This is a genomic window from Rhizobium sp. CC-YZS058 (genome assembly GCF_034720595.1).
In the GTDB taxonomy this organism is placed as follows: Bacteria; Pseudomonadota; Alphaproteobacteria; order Rhizobiales; family Rhizobiaceae; genus Ferranicluibacter.
In genome coordinates this window covers 1,380,542-1,406,048 of sequence record NZ_JAYESJ010000001.1, presented here as the reverse complement: position 1 = coordinate 1,406,048, position 25,507 = coordinate 1,380,542, and the positions used below count along the sequence as shown (strand labels likewise).

The 25,507-nt window shown below is 64.9% G+C and carries 24 protein-coding genes; 11 read left to right on the top strand and 13 right to left on the bottom strand.

All coding sequences use genetic code 11. The features are described from left to right. The first annotated feature begins 172 nt into the window (after positions 1-172). Together U8330_RS06745 and U8330_RS06740 are read left to right on the top strand one after the other, a co-directional pair. On the top strand, positions 173-1,543 hold the full coding sequence (locus U8330_RS06745; protein ID WP_416236906.1) for a L,D-transpeptidase family protein: 1,371 nt from the start codon (positions 173-175) through the stop codon (positions 1,541-1,543). Between the two features lie 429 nt (positions 1,544-1,972). Then, positions 1,973-3,262, top strand: coding sequence for an NAD(P)/FAD-dependent oxidoreductase (locus U8330_RS06740; protein WP_416236905.1), 1,290 nt, complete (start codon positions 1,973-1,975; stop codon positions 3,260-3,262). Positions 3,263-3,294: 32 nt separating this feature from the next. On the opposite strand, the gene U8330_RS06735 is transcribed toward U8330_RS06740, so the two are convergent. The 8 genes from U8330_RS06735 to U8330_RS06700 form a co-directional block, all read right to left on the bottom strand. Beyond that, a complete protein-coding gene (locus U8330_RS06735; protein WP_323104393.1) occupies positions 3,295-3,990 on the bottom strand; it encodes a ParA family protein in 696 nt (231 codons plus the stop codon). A gap of 454 nt (positions 3,991-4,444) precedes the next feature. Continuing rightward, complete coding sequence (locus U8330_RS06730) at positions 4,445-5,590, bottom strand: iron-containing alcohol dehydrogenase (RefSeq protein WP_323104391.1); 1,146 nt, start codon at positions 5,588-5,590, stop codon at positions 4,445-4,447. Next, positions 5,587-6,975 (bottom strand): aldehyde dehydrogenase family protein, encoded by a 1,389-nt coding sequence (locus U8330_RS06725; RefSeq protein WP_323104390.1) that lies wholly within the window; start codon positions 6,973-6,975, stop codon positions 5,587-5,589. Before U8330_RS06725 ends, U8330_RS06730 begins: the two co-directional genes overlap by 4 nt. Before the next feature lie 32 nt (positions 6,976-7,007). After that, the gene (locus U8330_RS06720) at positions 7,008-7,427 is read right to left on the bottom strand and encodes a type II toxin-antitoxin system VapC family toxin (protein ID WP_323104389.1); all 420 of its coding nucleotides are present in this window, start codon (positions 7,425-7,427) and stop codon (positions 7,008-7,010) included. Further along, a complete protein-coding gene (locus U8330_RS06715; RefSeq protein WP_323104388.1) occupies positions 7,417-7,833 on the bottom strand; it encodes a helix-turn-helix transcriptional regulator in 417 nt (138 codons plus the stop codon). The genes U8330_RS06720 and U8330_RS06715 overlap by 11 nt, the downstream gene beginning before the upstream one ends. Before the next feature lie 62 nt (positions 7,834-7,895). Continuing rightward, positions 7,896-9,266, bottom strand: coding sequence for a glutamine synthetase family protein (locus tag U8330_RS06710; RefSeq protein ID WP_323104387.1), 1,371 nt, complete (start codon positions 9,264-9,266; stop codon positions 7,896-7,898). 98 nt (positions 9,267-9,364) lie between these two features. Beyond that, on the bottom strand, positions 9,365-10,948 hold the full coding sequence (locus tag U8330_RS06705) for an amino acid permease (RefSeq protein WP_323104386.1): 1,584 nt from the start codon (positions 10,946-10,948) through the stop codon (positions 9,365-9,367). 68 nt (positions 10,949-11,016) lie between these two features. Beyond that, positions 11,017-11,835 carry an N-formylglutamate amidohydrolase gene (locus U8330_RS06700; protein WP_323104385.1) on the bottom strand — a complete coding sequence of 273 codons (819 nt, stop codon included), beginning with the start codon at positions 11,833-11,835 and terminating at the stop codon, positions 11,017-11,019. 426 nt (positions 11,836-12,261) lie between these two features. Between U8330_RS06700 and U8330_RS06695 the strand changes: the two genes are divergently transcribed. From U8330_RS06695 to U8330_RS06665, 7 genes are all read left to right on the top strand, one after another. After that, positions 12,262-13,131 carry a MurR/RpiR family transcriptional regulator gene (locus U8330_RS06695; RefSeq protein WP_323104384.1) on the top strand — a complete coding sequence of 290 codons (870 nt, stop codon included), beginning with the start codon at positions 12,262-12,264 and terminating at the stop codon, positions 13,129-13,131. A 171-nt stretch (positions 13,132-13,302) separates the two neighbouring features. Beyond that, entirely contained in the window at positions 13,303-14,409 is a 1,107-nt protein-coding gene (locus tag U8330_RS06690; RefSeq protein ID WP_323104383.1) for an ABC transporter substrate-binding protein, read from the top strand. A 92-nt stretch (positions 14,410-14,501) separates the two neighbouring features. Continuing rightward, complete coding sequence (locus U8330_RS06685) at positions 14,502-15,401, top strand: ABC transporter permease subunit (protein WP_323104382.1); 900 nt, start codon at positions 14,502-14,504, stop codon at positions 15,399-15,401. Then, entirely contained in the window at positions 15,398-16,180 is a 783-nt protein-coding gene (locus U8330_RS06680; protein WP_323104381.1) for an ABC transporter permease, read from the top strand. The genes U8330_RS06685 and U8330_RS06680 overlap by 4 nt, the downstream gene beginning before the upstream one ends. An 8-nt stretch (positions 16,181-16,188) precedes the next feature. Next, on the top strand, positions 16,189-17,250 hold the full coding sequence (locus U8330_RS06675; protein WP_323104379.1) for an ABC transporter ATP-binding protein: 1,062 nt from the start codon (positions 16,189-16,191) through the stop codon (positions 17,248-17,250). A gap of 143 nt (positions 17,251-17,393) precedes the next feature. After that, positions 17,394-18,116 (top strand): peptide-methionine (S)-S-oxide reductase MsrA, encoded by a 723-nt coding sequence (gene msrA, locus U8330_RS06670; RefSeq protein ID WP_323104378.1) that lies wholly within the window; start codon positions 17,394-17,396, stop codon positions 18,114-18,116. A gap of 118 nt (positions 18,117-18,234) precedes the next feature. Continuing rightward, positions 18,235-19,578 carry a flavin monoamine oxidase family protein gene (locus U8330_RS06665; RefSeq protein ID WP_323104377.1) on the top strand — a complete coding sequence of 448 codons (1,344 nt, stop codon included), beginning with the start codon at positions 18,235-18,237 and terminating at the stop codon, positions 19,576-19,578. Here the strand turns inward: U8330_RS06665 and U8330_RS06660 are convergent. Beyond that, positions 19,567-20,346 carry a DUF1194 domain-containing protein gene (locus U8330_RS06660; RefSeq protein WP_323104375.1) on the bottom strand — a complete coding sequence of 260 codons (780 nt, stop codon included), beginning with the start codon at positions 20,344-20,346 and terminating at the stop codon, positions 19,567-19,569. The genes U8330_RS06665 and U8330_RS06660 overlap by 12 nt on opposite strands. Before the next feature lie 166 nt (positions 20,347-20,512). Here U8330_RS06660 and U8330_RS06655 point away from each other — a divergent pair, with 166 nt between their 5' ends. Continuing rightward, complete coding sequence (locus U8330_RS06655; RefSeq protein WP_323104374.1) at positions 20,513-21,802, top strand: glucoamylase family protein; 1,290 nt, start codon at positions 20,513-20,515, stop codon at positions 21,800-21,802. On the opposite strand, the gene U8330_RS06650 is transcribed toward U8330_RS06655, so the two are convergent. Further along, a complete protein-coding gene (locus tag U8330_RS06650; protein ID WP_323104373.1) occupies positions 21,799-22,269 on the bottom strand; it encodes an SRPBCC family protein in 471 nt (156 codons plus the stop codon). The two genes, U8330_RS06655 and U8330_RS06650, sit on opposite strands and share 4 nt — an antisense overlap. Before the next feature lie 59 nt (positions 22,270-22,328). Next, entirely contained in the window at positions 22,329-22,862 is a 534-nt protein-coding gene (locus tag U8330_RS06645; protein ID WP_323104372.1) for a hypothetical protein, read from the bottom strand. A 158-nt stretch (positions 22,863-23,020) separates the two neighbouring features. Here U8330_RS06645 and U8330_RS06640 point away from each other — a divergent pair, with 158 nt between their 5' ends. Continuing rightward, positions 23,021-23,521 (top strand): ferritin-like domain-containing protein, encoded by a 501-nt coding sequence (locus U8330_RS06640; protein ID WP_323104370.1) that lies wholly within the window; start codon positions 23,021-23,023, stop codon positions 23,519-23,521. A gap of 88 nt (positions 23,522-23,609) precedes the next feature. Here U8330_RS06640 and U8330_RS06635 read toward each other — a convergent pair whose 3' ends face one another. Together U8330_RS06635 and fhuF are read right to left on the bottom strand one after the other, a co-directional pair. Next, on the bottom strand, positions 23,610-24,713 hold the full coding sequence (locus tag U8330_RS06635; RefSeq protein ID WP_323104369.1) for an ABC transporter substrate-binding protein: 1,104 nt from the start codon (positions 24,711-24,713) through the stop codon (positions 23,610-23,612). Between the two features lie 22 nt (positions 24,714-24,735). After that, a complete protein-coding gene (fhuF, locus tag U8330_RS06630; RefSeq protein WP_323104367.1) occupies positions 24,736-25,506 on the bottom strand; it encodes a siderophore-iron reductase FhuF in 771 nt (256 codons plus the stop codon). Position 25,507: the final 1 nt, after the last annotated feature.

Sequence of the window (25,507 nt, the reverse complement as noted above, 5' to 3'; positions counted from 1 at the left end):
TAGCGAAGTCTTTACGATGAATTCAGTCTTTCCATATTACCGTCGAATTCCGCTTGTAGCGCTCGCGCGTCCCCGCCCGTCAACAGGTTTTGCCGTGATCATCGCCTTACACCGCTGTCTCTCTCCGCTCCTGGCTGCCGGTCTGATCTCCGTGGCCGTGCTCGGCAGCACCGTGCCGGCGCGTGCGCAGACATCCTATCGCCTCGCGCCCGATGCCGTCGTGGTGACCCCACAGGGCGAAGTGCTGGACTATATTCCGGATGACGGCAGCGTGCGGGTGATGCGCGACCGCCGCGGCCGCACCGTGCTGGTGGATGATTGGGGCCAGGTGATCGGAACGGTGACGAGCGACCGACGCCGCGCCGCGAGCCGCGACCCGTACGCACCGGGCAATGACGGATTTGCGACCGATGGTTTCGACAATGGCAGAACGGGCGCCGTTCGCGACTACCGCGATCCGTCCACTGGCTATGGCGCGGACCCCGGGTTCCGCAGCGTCGTCCCGCCGGGCGTCGAGCGCAGCGATCTGCCCTCGGGCCTGCCGCAAGACGGCTTCAGCGATGGCCTGCCGCCCGCCGATGGCCTGCCGCCGGCAGACGGGTTGCCGCGCGACGAGAACGATCTGGCCGCGCTGCCGCCGGGCGAGCCCGCAGCCGAGCCGCGCCTGCAGCTGCCCCGGGCCGCCGCCATCACCCGCAAGTCGAGCGCCGAGATCACCGCGCTGCAGGTTTTCCTCGATCGCGAAGGCTTTTCGCCCGGCGTCATCGACGGCAAGACCGGCTCCAACGTGACCAAGGCGATCGAGGCCTGGCAGCAGGCGACCGGCGAAACGCTGGATCCGAACAATACCGAGGATATTCTCGAGCGCCTGCGCCTGAACGGCGGCTTGCCCTTCACGACCTACACGATCACATCGGCCGATGCGGCCGGCCCCTATGTCGCCTCCATTCCGGAAGATTACGCCCACAAGGCGGAGCTGCCGCATCTCTCCTACACCTCGGTGCCGGAGATGCTGGGCGAGAAATTCCACATGGACGAGGCCTATCTGCGCGAGATGAATCCGGGCGTCGATTTCTCCATTCCCGGCACCATCGTGAAGGTCATCAACACCGGCGTGCCGAAGACCGGCAAGGTGACCAAGATCCTGGCCGACAAGGCGCGAAAGCAGGTTTTCGCCTATGACGAAAGCGGCGCGCTGATCGCCGCCTATCCCGCGACGATCGGCTCTTCCGACACCCCCTCGCCGTCGGGCACGGTGCAGGTCGATCGCATCGCGCTCAACCCCGGCTATACCTACAATCCGAAGATCAATTTCAAGCAGGGCAACAATGACAAGGTGCTCACCCTGCAGCCGGGGCCGAACGGGCCGGTCGGCACGGTCTGGATCGCTCTGTCAAAGCCAACCTATGGCATCCATGGTACGCCGGATCCTTCCAAGATCGGCAAGACCCAGAGCCATGGTTGCGTGCGCCTGACCAATTGGGACGCCACGGAGCTTGCGAAGATGGTCAGCGTCGGCACGGTCGTCGAGTTTATCGACTAGCTGGCTGGTCAGAATCGGACACATCTCCGTGAGAAGAAAATTACGGAGATGCCACGACTGTTCCGCCTTAAAACAGTCATAATGAATCTCTAAAGCAAGGTGCCCGCCGGTCGACCCCGTATTTCGCCGGCACCGCTCCGTATTGAACCCGTTTTGTCTCCGCAGCTAAGCAACCGCATCCCGACGGTTGCTCTATCCTTACTGCATGCGCATTCGGCATTGGCCGAAACGATCGCGGACCGGCTTGCCGGTCCGCGATCGACGCATGCCCGGCCTGCCCCCTCCGGCCACGTGCATTTCGGACATGCTGCCGAGAGCCGGGATGGTCATGGCCCGGGAATGACCTGATGGCACAATCTCATGATCGACCTCTGTTACTCAGGCCAAACTCGGCCTAAGGATCGGGTCTCGATGCCGCAGGACCAGACCATGACCGCTGCCCATTCCCTCCCCAATCTCTGGCACACCAGCGCCATTCCCGCGCCGGCCACGACACCGCTCGATGGCACGCTTGCCGTCGATGTCGCCGTCATCGGCGGCGGCTTCACCGGCATCTCCACCGCCCTGCACCTTGCCGAACGTGGCATTGCCGTCGCGGTTCTGGAAGCGAAGACGATCGGCCACGGCGCTTCGGGCCGCAATGTCGGCCTCGTCAATGCCGGCATGTGGACCATGCCGGATGATCTGATCGCCACGCTCGGGAAGGATGCGGGCGAGCGACTGCTGCACGCTCTCGGCAATGGTCCGTCGCTGGTCTTCGACCTGATCGACCGTTTCGGCATCGACTGCGAAGCCGTTCGCAACGGCACGCTGCATCTGGCCGTCGGCTCCGCGGGCGTGACCGAGATCCGCGCGCGCGAGGCGCAGTGGAAGCGCCAGGGTGCGCCGGTCGAAGCGATGGACGAGGCCGCGGCCCGCCGCCTGACGGGCGCGGAGGGCTTTGCCGGGGCATTGCTCGACCGCCGCGCCGGCACGATCCAGCCGCTGTCCTATGTTCGCGGCCTGGCGCGCGCAGTCCTCGACCTCGGTGCCCGGATCTTTACCGACTCGCCGGTTCTGCGGGCGGAAAAGGAGGGCGATGCCTGGCGTCTGACGACGCCGCGCGGCGATGTCCGCGCCACAAGGATCGTCGTCGCCACCGATGCCTATGGCCGGATGATCGACGGCATGCCTTTCACCGACCACACGCAGGAGTTGACCATCCTGCCCTACTTCCAGTTTGCCACCAAGCCGCTCTCCGCCAATCTGGCCGGGAGCATCCTGCCGGAGCGGCAGGGTTGCTGGGATACGGGAATGGTCATGACATCCTTCCGCATGGACCGCCAGAACCGGCTGATCTTCGGCAGCATCGGCCGGCTGGATCCCCTGGCGGCCGGCACGCACAAAGCCTTTGCCGAGCGCGCGCTGAAGGCGCATTTCCCGCAGCTTGGTCCCGTCGAATTCGATCATGGCTGGGACGGCCGGATCGGCATGACCGTCGATGCGCTGCCGCGGCTGCATAGCCTGGCACCCGGCGTCGTTTCGGTCGGCGGCTATAACGGGCGCGGCATTGCGCCGGGCACGGTGTTCGGCCGAGCCCTCGCCGCCCATCTCGCCGGCGAGCCGCAGGCGCTGCCGCTTGCCGAAAGTCCGATCGTTCCCGATCGGATGCGGTCGCTGAAATCCGCCTTCTACCATGCCGGCGCGCAGGCCAAGCACCTGATCGACCGCAGGGTCTGATCAGGCGCCCGGCGCGCTGTGCGTGCGGCCGCTCAAGCCGCGCGGCGGAACCCGGACGGGGCCCGGCGCTGCGGAACGAGCCGGCGAACCTCATCGCCGAACATCCGTGCATTGTCGCGGGCCTTGTCCAGATTGCTGACCCGCGCGGGATCGAGCGTCTGCAGCGTTCCGCCCCAATCGAAGATGTCGCGGAAGGCGGCGCGCTCGATGATCGGCGTCTCGAGCACGCGCACCTGGCGGCTCGCCAGCAGGTCCTTGACGACCTGCAGGGCGCGCGTCGTGACGAGCGAGTTGACCCGCGTCAGCACCACCGAATGGTCGATCTCGATCCCTGTCGTCGCCTTGATCTCGGCAAGCAGCTCCAGCACCTGCGCCCCGCCCTTGGCATCCATGGAGCAGCCCTGGATCGGGATCAGCACATGGTCGGACAGGCCGATGGCGGTGGCAAGCAGGCTATTGCGCGCACCGGCGAGATCGATCACGAAATAGTCGGTCGAGCGGCGGTTTTCCGAAATATGGCCCTGGATCGACGCCAGCGTGATCTCCGAAATCACCTCGATATTCGGGATCACGCCGGACACGGCGTGCCAGGACGAGATCCAGCGCTGCGGATCGGCGTCGAGCACGGTGACGCGGGCGCCCCCGCGCGCAAGCTCCGTTGCCAGGATGAGCGCTGCCGTGGTCTTGCCGGCGCCGCCCTTGGTGTTCGCGAAAGTGATGACTGCCATATGGCCCCCGTTTCAAACGCGGATCGCGCCGCAAGGGCACCCACTGCCCTATCCCGCCTCGAATATTAGCGGCATCGATCCAACACAATCAGAGAGAAACCAAAGGATGGCAAAAAGCAATATGGCAGAACCAGCGCCTTGCCGGCTCTTGACGAAGCAACGCCAGCGATTTTGCAAGATCGGGCATCCGAATCAGCTTGATGCCGCGGCGCAGGCTAGGAGAAGGAAAAACCTTCAGAAACAGAGATTTGAGGCGCTCCCATGTCAGGAACCAGCAGCCTCGTTCGGGAGCTTCAAGACATCGATCATTGCCGACTGACCGTTTAGAAGGGCGTTTCCGACACGGACATTGCTGCTTATGCGAGGATGTAGTCTTCAGCTTGACACAAGCTTCGACCCACTTCTCTCAAACGAGCCCCTCCCCGCCTGCGCGGGAAGGGGCGAGCGTGCGTCGTCAGATGCACTCGGCAAAGAGCGTCTTGGCCGCTTCCAGCGTCAAGGCAACAGGGTTGCCGCCGGCTGTGGGGTCGACGATCGCCATCGCCGCCATCTCGTCGATCCGGTCGGTCCCGACGCCCAGCGCCGAGAGCTTGTCCGGCACGCCCAATTCGGCACGCAGCGACAGGACATAATCGAAGAAACCGTCGAAGCCGCCGGAAATGCCGAGATAGGCCGCTGCCGCCGCGATCCTGGCTTCGACGGCCGAGCGGTTGAAGCGCAGCACCGGCGGCATGACCACGGCATTGGTCATGCCGTGATGGGTGTTGTAGATCGCGCCGACCGGATGGGAGAGCGAGTGGATGGCGCCGAGCCCCTTCTGGAAGGCGACCGCACCCATGGCCGCCGCCGACATCATATGGGCGCGGGCCTCGAGATCGGACCCGTCGGCATAGGCGCGGGGCAGATACTCCTTGACCAGTCGCATGCCTTCAAGCGCGATACCCTGGCTCATCGGGTGATAGAAGGGCGAGGAATAGGCCTCGAGGCAATGCGCGAAGGCATCCATGCCCGTGCCGGCCGTGATGACCTTGGGCATGCCGACGGTCAGTTCCGGGTCGCAGATCGTCACTGCAGGCAGGAACTTCGGATGGAAGATCACCTTCTTCGTATGGGTCTTCGAATTGGTGATGACGCTGGCGCGTCCGACTTCCGAGCCGGTTCCAGCGGTGGTGGGCACGGCGATGATCGGCGCAATGCCTTCCACGCTGGCGCGCGTCCACCAGTCGTCGACATCCTCGAAATCCCAGACCGGCCGTGTCTGCCCGGCCATGAAGGCGACCGCCTTGCCGAGATCGAGGCCCGAGCCGCCGCCGAAGGCGATGACGCCATCATGCCCGCCGGCCTTGAAGGCGGCAACGCCCGCATCGAGATTGACGTCGTTGGGGTTCGGATCGACCTCCGCGAAGATCGCCCGGCCGAGGCCGGCAGCCTCGAGGATATCGAGCGCCTGCGCGGTGATCGGCAGGGTGGCGAGGCCACGGTCGGTGATCAGCAGCGGCCGGGCGATGCCGTTTGCCTTGCAGTGGTCGGCCAGTTCCTTGATGCGCCCGGCGCCGAACTTGATGGCGGTCGGGTAGCTCCAGTTTGCAGCGATGGTCATGCGGTGACTTTCTTCAGGTGGTAGGACTTCGGCCGGGTCAGGTTCTGGAAGCCGATGATGGAGAGCGCGCCACCGCGCCCGGTTTCCTTGACCCCGGTCCAGCAGAGCGCCGGATCGAGATAATCGGCCCGGTTCATGAACACGGTCCCGGTTTCGATCTCGGCGCCGATGCGCCCCGCCCGCTCGGCGTCCTTGGTCCAGAGCGAGGCGGTCAGGCCATAGGGGCTGTCGTTCATCAGGCTCAGCGCTTCCTGGTCGCCCGACACCTTCATGATGCCGACCGCCGGACCGAAGGTCTCGTCGCGCATGAAGGGCATGGTGTGGTCGACATCGACCAGGATCTGCGGCGCGACATAGGTGCCCTGCCCGTCATCGGCCGGGAAGAGCGCGGGATCGACCAGCGCCCGTGCTCCCCGCGCCTTGGCGTCGGCGATCTGCTCGCGCACGGTTTTGGCAAAGCGCTTGTTGGCCATCGGGCCGAGCGAGGTTTCGGGGTCGAGCGGGTTGCCGAGCGTGTAGTTCGAGACCCAGGCGACCGACTTTTCGACGAAGGCGTCGTAGAGCGATTCATGCACGTAAATGCGCTCGATGCCGCAGCAGCACTGGCCGGAATTATAGGTCGCGCCGTCCATCAGCGTATCGACGGCCGCATCCAGATCGGCATCCTCCATCACATAGCCCGGATCCTTGCCGCCAAGTTCCAAGCCGAGCCCGGTGAAGGTCCCGGCCGCCGCCCGCTCGATCGACCGCCCGCCTTCGACCGAGCCGGTGAAGTTGATGAAATCGAAACTGCGTGCGGCAATCAGGGCCGAGGTGGTCTCGTGGTCGAGGAAGAGGTTTTGGAACACCTCCAGCGGCACGCCAGCCTCGTTGAAGGCCCGCACCATGCGCTCGCCGACGAGCAGCGTCTGGCTGGCATGCTTGATCACCACGACATTGCCGGCCATCAGCGCCGGCGCGATCGTGTTGATCGCCGTCATATAGGGGTAGTTCCACGGCGCGATGACGAAGACGACGCCATGCGGCTCGCGGGCGATGCGGCGCTCGAATCGGTCGCTCTCCTCGACGATCATCGGCTTCAGCGCGTCGGCGGCGATCGTCGCCACATAGTTGGACCGCTCGTTGAAGCCCTTGAACTCGCCGCCATACTTCACCGGCCGGCCCATCTGCCAGGCGAGCTCCGGCACCACCTCGTCCACCATCTCGTTGAGACGGGCCACACCTTTCAGCACGAGTTGGACACGCTCTTCCAACGGACGGCGCGCCCAGTCCTTCTGCGCGGCACGACCGCGCGCGATGGCGGCCTTCGCCGTCTCGAAGCTTGCCGCCTCGCGCTCGGCATAGACCGAGCCGTCGATCGGCGAAATACATTGAATGGTGGTCATCTTCCGTCTCCTTCGGCCCAAGGCGCCTTTGCCTAGCAGGCCAGTACCTTCACATGTCCCGCCGCGCCATAAGCCAGAATGGCGCGGTCGCGGGTAATGATCGTCAAATCCAACTCCCGCGCCGTGGCGATGAGGATGCGGTCGACTGGATCGCCATGCACCGGCTCCGGCAGGAAGGACGCGGCAACCAGAATGCTCGCGGTCGCCGCCAACACCTCGACATCAAACCGCGCCGCTGCAATCCGAAACCAGGTCAGCGGGTCACGCTCCAGCGTCAGACGCCCTTTCGCCACGAGCATGCCGATCTCCCAAGCCGAGAAAGCCGACAGAACGATCTCAGTCGGATAGGACGGCAACCCACTGAGCAATGCCTCCACCGGTTCTGATACCGGCTGATCGCCGGCAATGTACAGCATCGCGCAGGTATCGAGCAGATAGCGCTCAGTCGTCATAGACCTTCGCCCACTCCGGATCGGTCGGTGCGGCAAGATCCACCCCAGGTGCGACGGTGATGGTTCCTTTCATACAACCGCGAACGCGGTCATAGAAACTCAAACCCACGTCCGTCCCGTGCAAAGCCTCGATCTTGCGCCTGTCCAAACCCTCCTCATCCATGACCAGCGGCTCTTGCCCGCGCTCTCCGACCCCAGCCCCCGTGCCTCGCCGGCGACGAGCAACGTCCGCGAGCGGCAAACCAAGATAGGCGGTGATGCCATCCTGCTCCTCGGCACTCATCTTCCGCTCCCCGCGCAGCATCCGCGAGACCGAGCTTGGATCAAGTTCAAGGTGACGGGCAAGATCGCGAACCGAACGACCGCTGGCAGCCAATTGCTCATGAAACCAGACCGTATCAATCATGAGAAAATCTCCACACGCGTAGAGATCATATCATCGCCCGTCCGTGACGTAAATTCTGCGCCTCACGCCCGCTCGAACCCCCGCGCCACCTCCCAGTCCGTCACGCGCCGGTCATACTCCTCCTGCTCCCATTCTGCAGCGCGGGTGTAATGATCGATGACATCGTCGCCGAAGGCCTGGCGCAGCATGGTCGAGCCGGTCATGTGGCGGGTGGCGTCGCGCAGGGTCTTCGGAATTTCGCGGATGTCCTTGCCGCCATAGGCGTCGCCAACGAAGGGTGCCTCGAGCTGCAGCTTGCCCTCGATGCCGGCGATGCCGGCGGCCAGAAGTGCGGCCATGGCGAGGTAGGGGTTGAGGTCCGAGCCGCCGACGCGGCATTCGATACGGATGCCCTTCGTACCCTCGCCACACAGCCGGTAGCCGGCCGTGCGGTTATCCTTCGACCAGACCGCCTTGGTGGGGGCGAAGGTGCCGGCCATGAAGCGCTTGTAGGAATTGATATAGGGCGCCAGGAAATAGGTGATCTCGCTCGCATGGGTGAGCAGACCGGCTACATAATGGCGCATCATCTCCGACATGCCGTGCTCGGCCTTGCTGTCGAAGAATTCCGGCGTCTTGCCGTCGAGGCTCCAGAGCGACTGGTGGATGTGGGAGGAGGAGCCGGCGGCATTGTAATGCCATTTGGCGAGGAAGGTGATCGCCTTGCCGCGGCTCCAGGCGATTTCCTTGCACCCGTTCTTGATGACCACATGCCGGTCGGCCATGCTGAGCGCATCGGCATAGCGGACATTGATCTCCTCCTGGCCGGCCGAGGCCTCGCCCTTGGAGTTCTCGACCGGGATGCCGGCGCCCTGCAGGCCCTTGCGGATGGCCCGCATCACATCCTCTTCCTTGGTGGTCTGGAAGATGTGGTAGTCCTCGTTATAGCCACTGGCGAGGCGAAGCTCGCGATAGCCGCTCTCGCGGGCATCGTCATAGCTCTGGTCGAACAGGAAGAATTCGAGCTCGGTCGCCATGAAGGCCTTGAGACCCATCGCCTCCAGCCGCTTCACCTGTTTCTTCAGGATCGCGCGCGGCGAATGCGGCACTTCTTCATGGGTGTGGTGATCCAGCACATCGCAGAGCACCAGCGCCGTGCCCTCGAGCCAGGGAATCCGGCGCAGCGTCGAGAGATCCGGCTTCATCACATAGTCGCCATAGCCGGCCTCCCAGCTTGTCGACTTGTAGCCGGAGACCGTCTCCATCTCCATGTCGGTCGCCAGCAGGTAGTTGCAGCTGTGGGTCTCCTCATAGGCGCTTTCGACGAAATACTCCGCCTGGAACCGCTTGCCCATCAGCCGCCCCTGCATGTCCACCTGGACGGCCAGCACGGTATCGATGCGTCCCTCCTCGACGTCGGTCTTCAGGGCCTCGAAGGTGTAGGGTGCAGTCATGGGGATCGTCCTGTCTCTGGCCGACATCGGCAGCCGGTGGGCGCAAGGGGAGAAAAGCGGGCGCTTTGTCGCGCCCGCCGGAGCTGGTGTGTGCAGCGTCAGGCCTGGCCGACGGCGCGTTCGGCCGCGGCGATCTCGGCAGCCCGCTTGGCAACCTCGTCCCCGATCGGCGGACCGCGGAAACGGCGCTTCTCGAAGCCGAACCAGATGATGCCGGACAGAATGAGGAAGCCAACCGTCACGTAAAGCGCGGCACCGTTCGGCGGCTGCACGCCGAGCACGAAGATCAGGATCATCGCCAGAACAGTCAGGCCGGCAAAGAGCTTGAACAGGCCTTCGCCGAGGTTCCACGGCCCCATCTTCGGCCATTTCGACGTGCCATAGGCAAAGAGCCCGAGCGTGATCGGAATGGCGAAGGAGAAGAACAGGAAGATGACGGTGCAGGAGACGACGATGGTGTAGACCGGCGTGTCGCCGATCGAGATGAGCGACGAGCCCCAGACGAACAGCACCGAGAGCATCGAACCGGTCCAGATAGCCGCGACCGGCGTGCGGTATTTCGGACTCACTTTCGCCAGAGCCTTGGAGGCCGGCAGGCCGCCATCGCGCGAGAAGGCGAAGATCATGCGAGAGACGGAGGTGACGGTCGCCAGACCGCACAGCCACTGGCAGATGAAGATGGCGAGGTAGAGCACATCCTTCACGACCCAGTTCAACTGCGTATCCATGGCCCAGAAGAACACGTTCCAGCCCTGTGCGGCGGCTGCCGTCATGCCGTCGACCACTGCGCCATCGGCAAGCGTCGATTCCTTCGGAATCATCAGCACGAAGGAGCAGAGCATGATGTAGCCGAACAGCGCCGACCAGAGAACGGAGGAGATCATGCCGCGCGGCACGGAGGTTGCGGCCTTTACCGTTTCTTCCGAGGTATGCGCCGAGGCGTCATAGCCGGTGATCGTGTAGATCGGCAGGAGAAGGCCGAGCAGGAACACCCAGCCGCCGGAGGTTTCCGGCCAGACATTGCCGCCCGCGGCACCCGAATAGTTCGAGAAGGTGAAGAGCCGCGCGATGTCGAAGCTGTCGGCGGCGACGAGGCAGGCCAGCGACAGCAGGATCGCGGTCGCGAAGATCAGGTAGCCGGAGAAGTCGGTCAACTTGGCGGTGAGCCCGATGCCCATATGGTTGACCAGCGCCTGGGCGCCGGTGATCACCACCAGGAAGATGATGCGGAAGGTGGTCGTGTCTTCCAGCCCGAAATAGGGCGTGCCGAAGGCGCCCATGAAGAAATAATAGGTGCCGACATTGATGGCGCCGAGCACGGTGACGAGGCCGAGCAGGTTGAACCAGGCGGTGAGCCAGCCGGTGAAGCGGTTACCGAGGATCGAGCCCCAGTGGTAAAGGCCGCCGGCGGTGGGATAGGCGGAGGAGATCTGCGCCATGGCGACGGCGAAGACGGCGGAGACCAGGCAGCCGAGCGGCCAGCCGATGCCGATTGCGGCGCCGCCCGCGCCGGCCGTTGCCTGGGCGAGCGAATTGATCCCGCCCGAGAGAATGCAGATGATCGAGAAGGACACGGCGAAGTTCGAGAACGAGCTCATTCGCCGTTCCAGCTCCTGCGCATAGCCCATGGAATGCAGGATCTGCAGATCCGCATGTTTGTCGACGTCGTTATAGTCCGACATGGTTTTCCCCTGATTGTCCCGGCACCCGGCGGAATTGCCGGACACCCCATCTGCCGACGCCCGCCTGTCTAGCGGTGCGCCCCATCCGCGGACATGCCGCTCCCCAGGTCTTTGTTTTTATCGTTTGCAAGCGCTGCCAGACCATAATCCAGCAGTCTTGCGAGACGGGCGGCCATGACCCGCTGGCCGTCCTCCTCTGCAATCAGATCATTGCGTATTTCGATCATGACATTGGCGATGCCGGTCTTCACGCCATGCTCGATCAGCGTATGGGTGACCCCGTCCTGCGGCCCGTAGGGCGCGTTGCGACGGATGATGATGCCTTGCTCCTGCTCGCCGGCGGCCAGCATTGCGTCGGCCAGGCGGCTGTCCGTGTCGTGCAGGATGCCGAGCTCGACCTCGCGCGGCTTTCCGAAATAGACCGGCGTGAAGGAGTGCATGGTTACCAGCACGGTTTCGATCCCGGCGGCCTGACGGGCCTGGATCAGACCCGCAAGATGGTCCCGGAAGGGGAAATAGAGCGCCTGCGTGCGCTGATCGCGCTCGGCCTGCGTCAGCCCCTGATTGCCGGGAATGGCAAAGATCTCGCTTGTCTGCGGCATGGCGCTCTCGGCCTCGGGCGGCCGGTTGCAGTCATAGACCAGACGGGAGAAGCGCTGGTAGACGAGCGTTGCATCCAGCGCCGCGCTCAACAGCCGGCAGACGGCTAGCGCGCCGGGATCCCAGGCGATATGGCTCGACAGCGCATCCGGGGAGAGACCGAGCGAGCCGATCCGCTCCGGCAGACGCTGCGAGGCGTGCTCGCAGACAAGGAGGACCGGGCTCTTCCCCCCGGTCCGCTCCTCGGCAACCGCCGCCCCATCCTGTGCCGTCAGAAGCGCCCCCATCGGCCTTCGCTCCCCGTGCATGAGCCCCGACGCCTCCGGCATCGGACCAGCGACACCGGCACAAGACCGGAAGCGGCTGGTTCATTCTGAAGAGAATTCTTCATAAAATTTTGGGTGTCAATGGATGCTGAAACGATCTCTTCATGTTTTCGAGTCCGCGCGGCGGGCGCCACCGTGTTCGTGCGCCCTATCGGATCAAGGATGCGCGCGCGGCGCGCCATGCTCAGCCTCAGGATCCCCGACTGGTGGTGAAAAGACCTCTTCACATTCTTTCGACAACCACATCGTCCTGAAACGATCTCTTCAAAATTCGTTTGACACCCCCTGCCCTGCGTTCTTTACTCGGCTCAAAGGGCTGGCACGAGATCGGCCCGGGGGGAATGAGCGCGTATGGGTGCACTGCCGTCTGCCACGGCTGGAAGGGACATGACCGTGTCCGAAGTGATCGCCGCGAATTTCGCGGCGCTGACGCGCGCCGAGCGGCAACTGGCGCAGACCCTGCTCGACAACTATCCCGTCTCCGGCCTCGGCAGCATCACCACCGTCGCGGAGAATGCCGGCGTCTCGACACCCACCGTCGCGCGCATGGTGCAGAAGCTCGGCTTCCGGGGCTTTCCAGATTTCCAGGCGCGGCTCCACAGCGAGCTCGAAGCGACAATCCAGAACCCGATCGCCAAGCATGACCGCTTCGCCTCGCAGGCTCCGACGGCGCATGTGCTGAACCGCTTTGCCGATGCCATTCTCTCCAATCTGCGCACCTCGCTTGCCCAGATCGACCCGCGGGAATTCGACGGCGCCGCAGCCCTCATCGCCGATCCGAAACGGCGGGTCTATCTCGTCGGCGGGCGCATCACGCGGACGCTCGCCGACTATCTCTTCACCCATCTCCAGGTCATCCGGCCGGGCGTGACGCTGATCGCCACCGGCACCAGCCCCTGGCCGCACCACGTACTGGACATGAAGAAGGGCGACGTGGTCGTCGTCTTCGACATCCGCCGCTACGAGCGCGAGATGGAGACGCTGGCGCGCGCTGCCAAGGCCCGTGGCGCAGAGGTGATCCTCTTCACCGACCCCTGGGCCTCGCCGATCGCAGCCGTCGCGCGCCGGGTCTTCCGCCTGCAGATCGAGGCGCCCTCCGCCTGGGATTCCTCTGTCGTGACGCTCTTCACCGTCGAGGCGATGATCGAGGCCGTTCAGGCCGCGATCTGGCCCGACGCCAGCCAGCGGATGAAGGCGCTCGAGACCCTGTTCGATGCGACGCCGCTCTTCCGCAAGCCTTACAGGGAGGACCGTTAGCCGGCCTGCTGATGTCGCGGCCTGCGGCGCAAACCGGACAAGTAAGCCACTGTGTGCATGCAAGGATCACTGTCATGCAAGCGTTACAGGGCCTGAGTATTAGCATCCACGATCGATCAGACCGGCGCAGCCTGCCCCGGCCATGACGACCAAAACCCGAGGAGACTACCCGTGCCGTCGACGACCAAACGCCTTCTGTCCCTGACCACCGCCATCCTGATCGCCTCCAGCGCGGTCGCAACGGCCGCTCCGAGCGAAGAGCTGATCGCTGCCGCCAAGAAGGAAGGCCAGCTGACCACCATCGCCCTTCCGCACGACTGGTGCGGCTATGGCGACGTCATCGCCAGCTTCAAGGCCAAGTATCCGGAAATCACCGTCAACGAACTGAACCCCGACGCCGGCTCCGCTGACGAAGTCGAGGCGATCAAGGCCAACAAGGACAACAAGGGCCCGCAGGCGCCCGACGTCGTCGACGTCGGCCTCGCCTTCGGCCCGCAGATGAAGAAGGAAGGCCTGCTGCAGCCTTACAAGGTTTCCACCTGGGACGAGATCCCGGACAATGTGAAGGATTCCGAAGGCTACTGGTACGGCGACTATTACGGCGTCATGTCGTTCCTCGTGAACAAGGACCTCGTGTCGAATCCGCCGAAGGACTGGTCCGATCTGACCAAGGCGGACTATGCTGGCCAGGTCGCTCTTGCCGGTGACCCGCGCGCCTCCAACCAGGCGATCCTCGCCGTTCTCGCCGCCGGCATGGCCAGCGGTGCGAAGGCGGGCAAGGAAGCCGGTGAAGCCGGCCTGAAGCTGTTCGCCGACATCAACAAGGCCGGCAACTTCGTGCCCACGATCGGCAAGTCCGGCACGCTGGCCCAGGGCGCAACCCCGATCGTCGTCATGTGGGACTACAACGCGCTGTCCGCCAAGAAGACGCTCGCCGACAACCCGCCGGTCGACGTCATCGTGCCGGAGAAGGGCGTTCTCGCCGGCGTCTATGTGCAGGGCATCTCCGCCTACGCACCGCACCCGAACGCTGCCAAGCTGTGGATGGAGCACCTCTATTCCGACGAAGGTCAGGTCGGCTGGCTGAAGGGCTATTGCCACCCGATCCGCTTCAACGCCATGGTCAAGGCCGGCAAGGTTCCGCAGGACCTGATCGACGCCCTGCCGCCGGCAGCCTCCTATGAAAAGGCCTACTTCCCGACGCTCGAGGAAGTGGACGCCAACAAGGCTGCCGTGACTGCCGGCTGGGACAGCGTCGTCGGCGCCAACGTGAAGTAATCTGCGCCTGTTTGCCGCCCGGTGCATGACGCGCCGGGCGGCAACGCGGACGAGCACTGCGCGCCGGGGGCGGCGCCAAGAGGGGATCATCCATGCCGCCAGCCACGACCGCTGCCGGAACGACCGCGCCGGTACGGCGCAGGCGGCGACGCCTGAACCTGACTTGGGTCGGCATCGTGCCCTTCGGCCTGTTCGTTCTGCTCTTCCTCATCCTGCCGACGATGAAGATCGTCATCGGCGCCTTCCAGAGACCGGATGGCAGCCTGACCTTCTCCAACGTCGCCTCCCTCTTTACCCCGTCGATCCTGTCGGCCTTCTGGATCTCGATCCGGATCAGCGTGGCATCCGCCCTGCTCGGCTGCCTGATCGGTTTCGCGGTTGCTGCCGCTCTGGTGCTCGGGGGACTGCCGGCCCGCATCCGTTCCCTGCTCCTCACCTTCTCCGGCGTCGCCTCGCAGTTTGCCGGCGTGCCGCTGGCTTTCGCCTTCATCGCCACGCTGGGCCCGGTCGGCATGGTCACCGTTTTCCTGCGCTCCGAGCTCGGCATCGATCTGCGCATGCTCGGCTTCAATCTCCTGTCCTTCTGGGGCCTGACGATCACCTATCTGTTCTTCCAGATCCCGCTGATGATCCTCATCATCACGCCTGCGCTCGACGGGCTGAAGCGGGAGTGGAAGGAGGCGGCCTCGATCCTTGGAGCGACCGGTGTGCAGTATTGGCGCATGGTTGCCCTGCCGATCCTCACGCCCTCGCTGCTCGGCACCTTCGCGCTGCTCTTTGCCAATGCCTTCGGCGCCGTGGCGACCGCGATCGCGCTGACCGGTTCCTCGCTCAACATCGCGCCCATCCTGCTCTATGCCCAGATCCGCGGCGACGTGCTTGGCGATCCGCATCTGGGCTACGCGCTTGCCTTCGGCATGGTCGTCGTCACCGGCATCGCCAACGCGATCTACATCTGGCTGCGCGCCCGCAGCGAAAGGTGGCTGAAATGAAGAAGATCTGGGCCTGGGGCGCGCTGACGATCGGCCTGCTCTATTTCTTCCTGCCGCTGATCGGCATGACCAATTTCTCCCTGAAGATGCGGCGCGGCGTCTATTCCTTCGACGCCTATGCCAAGGTCTTCGCCGATCCCGCCTTCCAGGCGACCTTCACCTATTCGGTGGTCATGGCGCTCGCCACGATCGTCTTCGGCGTGCTCCTGGTCGTTCCGACCGCCTACTGGATCCGGCTGAAGCTGCCCGGCCTCAGGCCCTATGTGGAGTTCATCACGCTGCTGCCGCTGGTCATCCCGGCCATCGTCATCGTGTTCGGCTATATCCGGCTCTACAACACGGCCAGCTGGCTGCCGCTCACCGGCACTTCGGCCGGCACCAATCTGCTGCTGATGTTCGGTTATACCACGCTTGCCCTTCCCTATATGTACCGCGCGGTCGATACGGGCCTGCGCACCATCGACGTGACGACGCTGACCGAAGCGGCCCAGAGCCTCGGCGCCGGCTGGACGACGATTCTCGCCCGCATCATCCTGCCCAATGTGCTGCTTGCCGTGCTGTCCGGCGCCTTCCTCACCTTCGCAATCGTCATCGGCGAATTCACCATGGCGGCGCTTCTGAACCGCCCGGCCTTCGGTCCATACATGCAGCTGCTCGGCGCCAACCGTGCCTATGAGCCGGCCGCTCTCGCGGTCATCGCCTTTGCCATCACCTGGGGCTGCCTCGGCCTCATCCAGCTTGTCTCGCGCCTCCAGAAGGCCGCTCCGCCCAAGGTGTAACCTCGCCCATGAGCTTCCTGACCCTTACCCACATCAAGAAGTCCTTCGGCCCGGTCCAGGTCGTCCACGATTTCAACATGGCCATCGAGAAGGGCGAGTTCGTCTCCTTCCTCGGCCCGTCCGGCTGCGGCAAGACGACGATCCTGCGCATGATCGCCGGCTTCGAAACGCCGAGCGACGGCACGATCGTCATCAACGGCCGGGACCAGAGCGCGCTGAAGCCCAACCAGCGCAATATCGGCATGGTCTTCCAGGCCTACGCGCTTTTTCCGAATATGAACGTCGCCGACAACGTTGCCTTCGGGCTGAAGGTGGCCGGCGCGCCGAAGGACGAGATCGCCAAGCGGGTCAAGGAGATGCTGGGGCTCATCCACCTCGACCATCTCGCGGACCGCTATCCCTATCAGATGTCGGGCGGTCAGCAGCAGCGCGTGGCGCTTGCCCGCGCTCTCGCGCCCAAGCCGCAGGTGCTGCTCCTCGACGAGCCGCTCTCGGCGCTCGATGCCAAGATCCGCGTGTCGCTGCGCGAGGAAATTCGCCTCATCCAGCAGCAGCTCGGCATCACCACCGTTTTCGTGACCCATGACCAGGAAGAGGCTCTGTCGATCTCCGACCGCATCGTGATCATGAATGCCGGCCGCGCCGACCAGATCGGCACGCCCTTCGAAATCTACAACCGGCCGGCCACCCGCTTCGTTGCCTCCTTCGTCGGCACGCTGAACCTGATCGAGGCCAAGGTCGTGGATCCCGCCGCCAACCGCGTGGCGATCGGCGATCAGGGCGTGACGCTGAAGGAACCGCTCGGGACTGCGAAGGCGGGCGAGACCGTGTCCCTGGCGCTGCGCCCGGAAGCGGGTTCGATCGCCGAAGGTGCCAAGGGCGACACGGCGCTGACGGGCACGGTGGTATCGACCAACTTCCTGGGCTCGGTCATCCGCACCCGCATGGCGGTCGGGCAAAGCACCATTTCCTTCGACATGTTCAACAGCCCCGGACTGACGCCGCCGGCGATCGGCGACACGGTGACGCTGCGCTTCACCGCCGGCGATCTCCTGATCGTTCGGGACTGACCGTCCCTCCTCCGCCCCGCCTGCGGCAAGAACACGCAGTTGCGATTTGACGGCGCGCCGCAAATTCGGCCAGAGTCGGCGCCAGTTTAGCGCGATCGGCGGCCGGGTCTTCCGGTCGCAACCGCTTATCCGGAGCTCTGGCCATGCTTGCTTCTTCCCGCTTCCGCGTTCTCCTGTCCGGCCTGGCGCTCGGACTCGGCATCGTCGCTGCAGCCGTCACGCTGCCCTCGCTGCCTGCCGGCGCCGCCGAGGAAGCCTTCGTCATCCCTGCCCCGTCGCGCGACGTGAAGGCCGAGAGCGGCACGGCCAAGGCCGTCTTCGCCGGCGGCTGCTTCTGGGGCGTGCAGGGCGTGTTCCAGCATGTCACCGGCGTCAAGAATGCCGTGTCCGGCTATTCCGGCGGCGCGAAGGAGACGGCGACGTACGAAACGGTCAGCTCCGGCACCACCGGCCATGCCGAGGCGGTGGAGGTCACCTATGATCCCGCCAAGGTCAGCTATGGCCAGCTTCTGCAGATCTACTTCTCCGTCGCCCATAACCCGACCCAGCTGAACTATCAGGGGCCGGACCACGGCACGCAGTATCGCTCGGAAATCTTCGCCGCGACGCCGGAGCAGGAGGCGGTCGCCAAGGCCTATGTGGCGCAGCTGGACAAGGCTGGCGTCTATCCGGACAAGGTGGTCACCAAGGTCTCGAGCCTGAAGGCCTTCTACCCCGCCGAAGCCTATCACCAGGATTTCCTGACGCTCAATCCGACCTACCCCTACATCGTCTATAACGACCTGCCGAAGATCGAGAACCTGAAGACGATCTTCCCCGCCGTCTATGCCGCCAAGCCGGCCCTGGTCTCGCAGGCGAAAAGCTGATCCACCCTTGTCGCGCCTCATGGGGCGTGGCGGACCGGCCTGAAGTTTGCACGTGCCGGATGCCCTTCATGGCCACGACCCTATATGTCGGGTTCGGGTCGAGAACGGAGCAGCAGGCATGGCAGGCGATCAGGTGGATGTGGCGATTGTCGGGGCGGGTTTTGCCGGTCTCTCGGCAGCGCATGCGCTGAAAGACAGGGGCTTCACCATCGCGCTTCTCGAGGCGCGCAATCGCGTCGGCGGCCGGGTCGAGCCGGTGGAAGCGCCCGATGGCAGCCGCTGGGATGCCGGCGGCCAGTTCCTGTGTGACGACATGCCAGAAGTCACCGCGCTCGCCCGACGCTACGGTCTGGAGACGATCGAGACCCGCTGGCGTGGCGAAGCGCATATGGTGCCCGAAACCGACACGGATGCGGCCTGCGAGGACCTCGACGCCCTGTTCGACGCGCTCGACCACGCCGACCCTTCGGACCCGGCCCTCGATGACGTCAGCGTTGCCGACTGGCTCGACCAACGGTCCGCCTCGGCGGAAGCCAAGCGCCGCTTCACCAGCATGGTCGAGGGGCTTTGGTGCCTGCCGCCGCAGAGCATTCCGTTCTGGCATCTCGCCGAAAGCGACCAGCGCAACACGGCCTCGGTTTCCGAACTGCAGTTTTTCTTGAAGGACGGAATGGCCGGCCTCGCCCAGGCCATGGCCAATGACCTCGCCCCTCATATCATGCTGGGGAGGCCGGTCGAGCGGATCGAGGTCGGCGACGATCGCGTCACCCTGCACACGCGCCAGGGAACACTGACTGCCCGCCATGTCGTCGTCGCCGTGCCGCCGGCCAAGGCAGGCGCGCTGGCCTACGCGCCGCCGCTTCCCGCGCCGCTCGGCAAGGCGCTGTCCGCCTGGAAGAGCGGCATGGTGATCAAGATCCTCATCCTCTACCCGCGCCGTTTCTGGCCGAAGAGCGTCTCCTCCGGCCTGATGTGGCGGGACATGCTCGGTCTCTTCGTGTTCGACGGCAGCGTCAGCGACGAGAGGGCCTGTTTCATCGCCTTCATCGGTGGCCCTCTGGCCGCGCAATGGCAGGACCGCGGCGAGGGTTTCATCCGCGCCGAAATCCTGCGCCGGCTCACGGCCCTGCTCGGGGCAGAGGCCTCGGCGCCCTCGGCCTTCCTGATGCGGGACTGGATCGACGACCCCTGGAGCGGCGGCGGCTATAGCGATGTCATCGTCGAGCCGGACGCGCGGGATGCGGAAACGCGGATTCGCGCCGGCCTGCCGCAGATCACCTTCGCCTGTTCGGAAATCTCGCCCCGTTTCCCCACCTATGTCGAAGGCGCGATCATCGCTGGCCGCGAAGCCGCCGACCGCGCTGCTGCCGCCGTGAAGGCCCCCCAGGTCAGGCCGGGAGAGCGCAATCCGGCGATCTCTCAAACACCGGACGTTTCGGCTGGCCGTGACTCAGCGATCTAGGAAGCTCGGGCGCAGCTTCTCGCCGATCAGGCAATCGCTCGTCTGCATTCCGATGATCGGGACGACGGAGGGTTTTGGCGCGAGGCCGCTGACCTCCAGGACCAGTTTCTGGCGGATGGCGATGGCGAAATCCTCGGCCCTCTGGACCGGAAGGACGAAGGCACCCGGGCCGCCGATGACGCAATCGGCATAATAGCGGTCGAGCGGCGGGCCGGAGGCCGAACCGGATGGCCGCAGCATGATGGCCAGCCCGTTGACGACGACCCCGCTGCGCACCGCGGCATCACGCGCCGGCACCACCGGAGGCCCAAGATTGTTCGGCCCGTCGCCGGAGACGTCGATGACGCGGCGCAGGCCGGAATAGGCGTTGTCGACGATCAATCGGGTGGCGAAATCCAGAGCATTGGAGATAGAGGTCCCGCGCCGCGTCGCCGTCGGGCGTGCCTCGATCTCGCGGGCAAAGGCCTCGGCATCGGCGGCATTGGCAATGACCCGCCACTCGACCAGTGAGGCCGGATTAACGGTGCCGGCCCATTCCACATAGCTGAGCGCGATCCGGCCGGTGAGACCGCCGGTCGCGGCTTCCAGGAATTCCGGGTGACGAAGGGCCTCGACATAGCCTGCCTTCTGCACCCGCGCCTCCTCGATATCCATCGATCCCGACATATCGACCGCCAGAACCAGCTCGACATCGACCTCCGTGCCGGTTGGAGCTGCAGCCGGAAGGGCAGTCAGAGCAAAAATGAGCGGAAGTGCAGCGAAGATCATGTCATCCAATCCCGGCCTTCGTTCGTAATCATACTCCTAGCCGCGACAGACGCGCGCGCGCCAAGGATAGATCAGACCGGGCTTCGACGCGATCTGTAAGTCTCGCCTACCGGTCAAGAATGAGTGAAACCTGCCGCAAGGCAGGGGAAAGAAAAGACGCCTCTTCATGCTCGTTGCCGATACCCCACAGGAGACCCTGCTCGACCAGCTCCAGCAGGGCGCGTTCCGCTACTTCGATGTTCACCGCAGCGAAACGACGGGGCTGATTGCCGATGCTTCGCAGCCGGACATTCCCGCCAGCATCGCCGCCACCGGCTTCGGCCTGGCCGTCGCCTGCATCGCCGCCGAACGCGGCTGGCTGACCCGGCAGGAGGCCGCCCGCCGCGTCGCCACCGCGCTGCGATTCTTCGCCGCCAGCGAGCAATCGCGCGACCGCATGGCGACTGGCTATCGCGGCCTCTACTACCACTTTCTCGACATGGAGACCGGCAAGCGTGCCTGGCGCAGCGAACTGTCGCTGATCGACTCGGCGCTTCTCCTGGCCGGCATGCTGACGGCCGCCGCCTATTTCTCCGCCGACACGCCCGAGGAACGCGAGATCCGCGACCTTGCCGACATGCTCTACGCCCGCGCCAACTGGGCCTGGGCGCTGGACGAGTCCGACACGCTGGTGCTCGGCTGGAAGCCGCGCGGCGGGTTTCTGCCCTATCGCTGGCAGGGATATAGCGAGGCGATCATCCTCTATGCGCTGGCGCTCGGCTCCCGCTCCTACCCGATCCCGGCCGCCAGCTACGAGAGTTTTTCCCGCCAATGCGGCTGGATGGATGTGGACGGCGCGCCCTATCTCTATGCCGGGCCGCTGTTCATCCATCTGTTTTCGCACGCCTTCATCGATTTTCGTGGCATACAGGATGCCGGCATGGCGGAGAAGGACAGCGACTATTTCGTCAACACGCAGCGTGCCATCGCCGTGCATCGCGACTATGCAATCCGCAACCCGCATGGGTTCACCGGCTATGGCGAAGACCTCTGGGGGTTGACCGCCTGCGACGGACCCGAGCGGCCGCGCCGGCTGCGGGATGGACGGCAGCAGGCCTTTTCGGGCTATCTCGCCCGTGGCGCCCCGTTCGGCCCGGATGACGGCACGATGGCGCCCTGGATTGCCGCGGCCTGCCTGCCCTTCGCGCCGGATGCGTCCTTACGCTCGCTCCGCCATATTCTGGAAACCTATCCTGGCGTCATCGACGAGGCCGGCTTCATCGGCAGCTTCAACCCCAGCATTTCCGGAAAGGACCCGGAAGGCTGGCGGAACAAGCGCAGGATCGGCCTCGACCAGGGGCTGCTGATCATGATGATCGAGAACCACCGCAGCGAATTCTTCTGGTCGCTCCTGCGCGCCAACACCGTGCTGCGCCGCGGCTTGCAGCGAGCCGGCTTCTCCGGCGGCTGGCTTTAAAGCGTGCGGGCCAGCTCGGCAAGCTGGTCGGCGCAGGTGCCCCAGCCCTCGTGGAAACCCATCTGCTCGTGGGCATCGCGGTCGGTCTTGGTCCAGTGCCGCACCCGCGCCGTGTAGCGCGTCTGGTCGCCTTCGGGCTCGAAGGTGATGATGACGGTCATGAACGGCTTTTCCGAGGGTACCCAGGCTGCAACATAGGCGTCGGTAAAGACCAGTTTCCGGTCCGCCACCACCTCGAGATAGACGCCGCGATTGGGCATGTCGACACCCTCCGGGCTGCGCATGACGATGCGGTTGGCGCCGCCGGCGCGGAGATCGATCTCGGCCTCGGCGATCGTCCAGGGCTTCGGCACGAACCATTGCTTGAGGAGATGCGGCTCCGTCCAGCAGCGAAACAGCACGTGCGGGCTGGCATCGATCAGGCGGGTGAGGACGAGTTCGAGCTCGTCGGCGGTTTCAAGGGTCATCGGCTCTCTCCTGCTGCATGGTCCGGCGATGTCGCCCGGCCGGTTGAAATCGAACGTCGTCACCGCCCGTCCGGCAAGGCGCGGATGCGACCGGCTGTCGCGGTGAAACGTGGCGCCTGCGGCGGCTCACCCTGGCGAAAGGGGAAGACGAGCGTGACCTTCAGTGGCACCGAGCGCCCCGGCGGCAGCCGCGCGATCACCAGCGCCTGATCCCGGCCCACGGCCCGGCAGGGCTCGGTGGCGCAGTCCTCCAGCCGCACGTCGAGATCGAAATAGTCGAGGAAGGCGGCACTGTCGTTTCGCACGGTTCCGCTTGCCACATAGCTGCCGGCTGGCTGGATCGGCGTGAAGGCAAGATCGATCAGAGCAATATCCTTCGCCTCGATCTGCACCTGCCCGCTGGCAGGAGCCAGGGCCGTTGCCGGATCGCGTTGCGTGTCCGTCCCGTCATTCAGCCAGACGATGAAGGCGGAGAGGAGAAGCAGGGCGACCAGCACCGAGAGAACAGGCTCGGCCACCCTTCGAAACCGTGTGAACCGCGTGGCAAACACCACGATCATCAAGCCCGCAGCCGCGAGCAGCAGTAAAACCATCCATCGTCCTCCTGCCGCCACTATAGGGGTCCCCTCGCCGGGGTCAAAGCGCGAAGAGGTGATGAGAGATTCCCGCATGACGAGTCGGAACAATCGCCCGGGGCACTGGTTCTCAGGGCGTCGAACATATCCACTCCATCCGAGAAAGGATTGAACCCATGGCTCAGAAGGCCCTTGAAGATCTGTTTTACGACATGCTGAAGGACGTTTACTACGCCGAGCGCAAGATCGCCAAGACTCTGCCGAAGATGATGCGTGGCGCGCAGGATGCCAAGCTGAAACAGGCGTTCGAGACCCACCGCGAGGAAACCGAAGGCCAGATCGAGCGCCTGCAGAAGGTGTTCGAAATCTTCGGCAAGCGCGCCGTCGGCAAGACCTGCGCCGCCATCGAAGGCATTATCGAGGAAGGTGAAGAGATTCTTGACGAATTCAAGGGCTCGCCCGCCATCGATGCCGGCCTGCTGGCCACCGCACAGGCGGTCGAGCATTATGAGATCGCCCGGTACGGCACGCTGAAGACCTGGGCCGGGCTGCTCGGCCTCGACGAGGCCGTGAAGCTTCTCGACCAGACGCTGCAGGAAGAAGGCAAGACCGACGAGCTGCTGACCCAGCTGGCCGAGACCGCCGTCAACAAGACCGCCCTCGGCAAGGCCGCCTGAGGTCCACCCTCTCCCTCCGGCACCTCCCGTCGGTGCCGGGACTCCCTTGATCCCCGTCGGCCGGGCAGCGCTCCGGCCGATGCAGACGTCAGTTCTCCGGCAGGCTCGCCCAATAGGCACCCCGGAAGGGAACCGCCGCGAAACGCTGGTTGATCTCTTCCAGCGTCGCCTGCGGATCGACATCCGCAAACAGATCCGGACGGATCCAGGTCGCGAAGGCCTCCGCCGCGACGATGTTTAGCGGCACGGCGTTGAAGAAATTCCACAGACCATGGACCCGCTTGTCGCGAATGGCCTTCAGGTTGGACAGGACCGGCATGGCCGTGATCCCTGACAGCCCCTTCCGGGCATCGTCAAGTGCAACACCAGGACCGATCGACAGGGGGCTGTAGGCACCGCCGGGCGAGGATGTGGCGATATAGACCTCCGGCTCGGCTGCAATCAGATATTCGCTGCTGACCATCCCGCCCTGTGGCGGCAAGTTTCGATCGGCGACATTGCGTCCGCCGGCAAGCGTGATGAATGCGCCGAGTCCACCCGTTCCATAGGCGTAGCAGCATTTTTCCGCATTCGGGAATGCGTCCATCAGCACGGTCGGCCCCTGCCGGGCATCGGCAGCCACACGGTCGCGAATGCGCGCGAGACGCTCCTCATAGAAGGTGGCGAAAGCCTCCGCCTCCGCCGCGCGATCGAGAACGGTGCCGAGCAGTCGCATGGCCGACGGTGTGTTGCCGATCGCGTTGCTGTTGAAATCGACGACGACGACCGGCACTCCCGTCTCCTCGAGCACGGCGATCAGCCGCCGGCCGTCCTCCGTTTCCGCCTGCCAGTTGGCGAGAATGGCGAGGTCGGATCTCAATGTCAGGATCACCTCCAGCGACAGGCTGCCCCCCGTTCCGTCCCCGATCGCCGGCAGATCGGCGAGTTCTGGAAAGCGGGTAGCAAAATCGGCATAGAGCTCCGGATTGTCGCCCTTGAGGTCGGTTGACCAGCCGGCGAGGCGCCGCACGGGATCATCCTCGATCAGCGAGAGGGCAACAAGATTGAAGCCGCTGCCGAGCAGCACCGCCTCCGGCCGCGCCGGGATCGTGACCTGGCGGCCAAGCGAATCCGTTACCGTCACCGGATAGTCGGTCGCCGAAGCGAGGGCCGGAATTAGGCAAAGACAGAGGATCATGAGCAGGCGGACCATCGCGGGCTCCTTCCGATTGGGGTCAGTGTCGCTGGGCGGGCAAGGCGCAGAGCGCGCCGCAGCTCGGAATGCCCGGCAGCAGATAGCGCAGGCAGCACACCTTCCGCCGGCAGACGAGCTGTCCCTGATCCGGGCCGCTCGTCTCTGCCTCGCGTCTCAGGCAGCCCTTGAACGGGTTCGGCCCGCCATCGGCAAGACGGTCGGTCTCGAACAAGGATCGCGATGGCCAGGCGGATGCATCCGCGGCCCGAGCGGTCGCATTGAAGGCATAGTCGAGATAGACGGCGGCGTTGTTCCAGGCGAGCTTGGGCGCCATGCCGGTCGCAGCACTCAGGCGCTCGATGGCCGGCGCCAGATGGTCGCGCACCAGCGGCACGACCACCTCGTCCAGATGCTCCGCGCCCTCCTCGCTCCAGACCCCTTCGTCGCGAAGGCCGAAGGCGCGCGGCAAGCCGTCCTCGCCGAGCGCAAGGCTCATCGTGTCGAGCGCGACGGGCAGCAGCCGGTCGGCCCGCCGCGCAACGATGAAGGGGATGGCGAGCGCCGAAAAATAGTAGAGCGACCACATGGACGCGACGGCCCGCCGGTCGCCCCCCTTATGGGCCGCGCCATAGCGGTCAAGCGCGGTGCGCAGCGCGCCGGAGGAGAAGAACTCGGAGAGCGGCACGGCATCGGCAAGCGCTGCCGAGACCATCATCTTCTCGCCACACCACGCATGCTCGCCGGAAAAGACGCTTTGCAGGCCGGGTGGGTCGAAGGCGGTCTCGGCGCCGAAGGTCGGTGAACCGTCCATG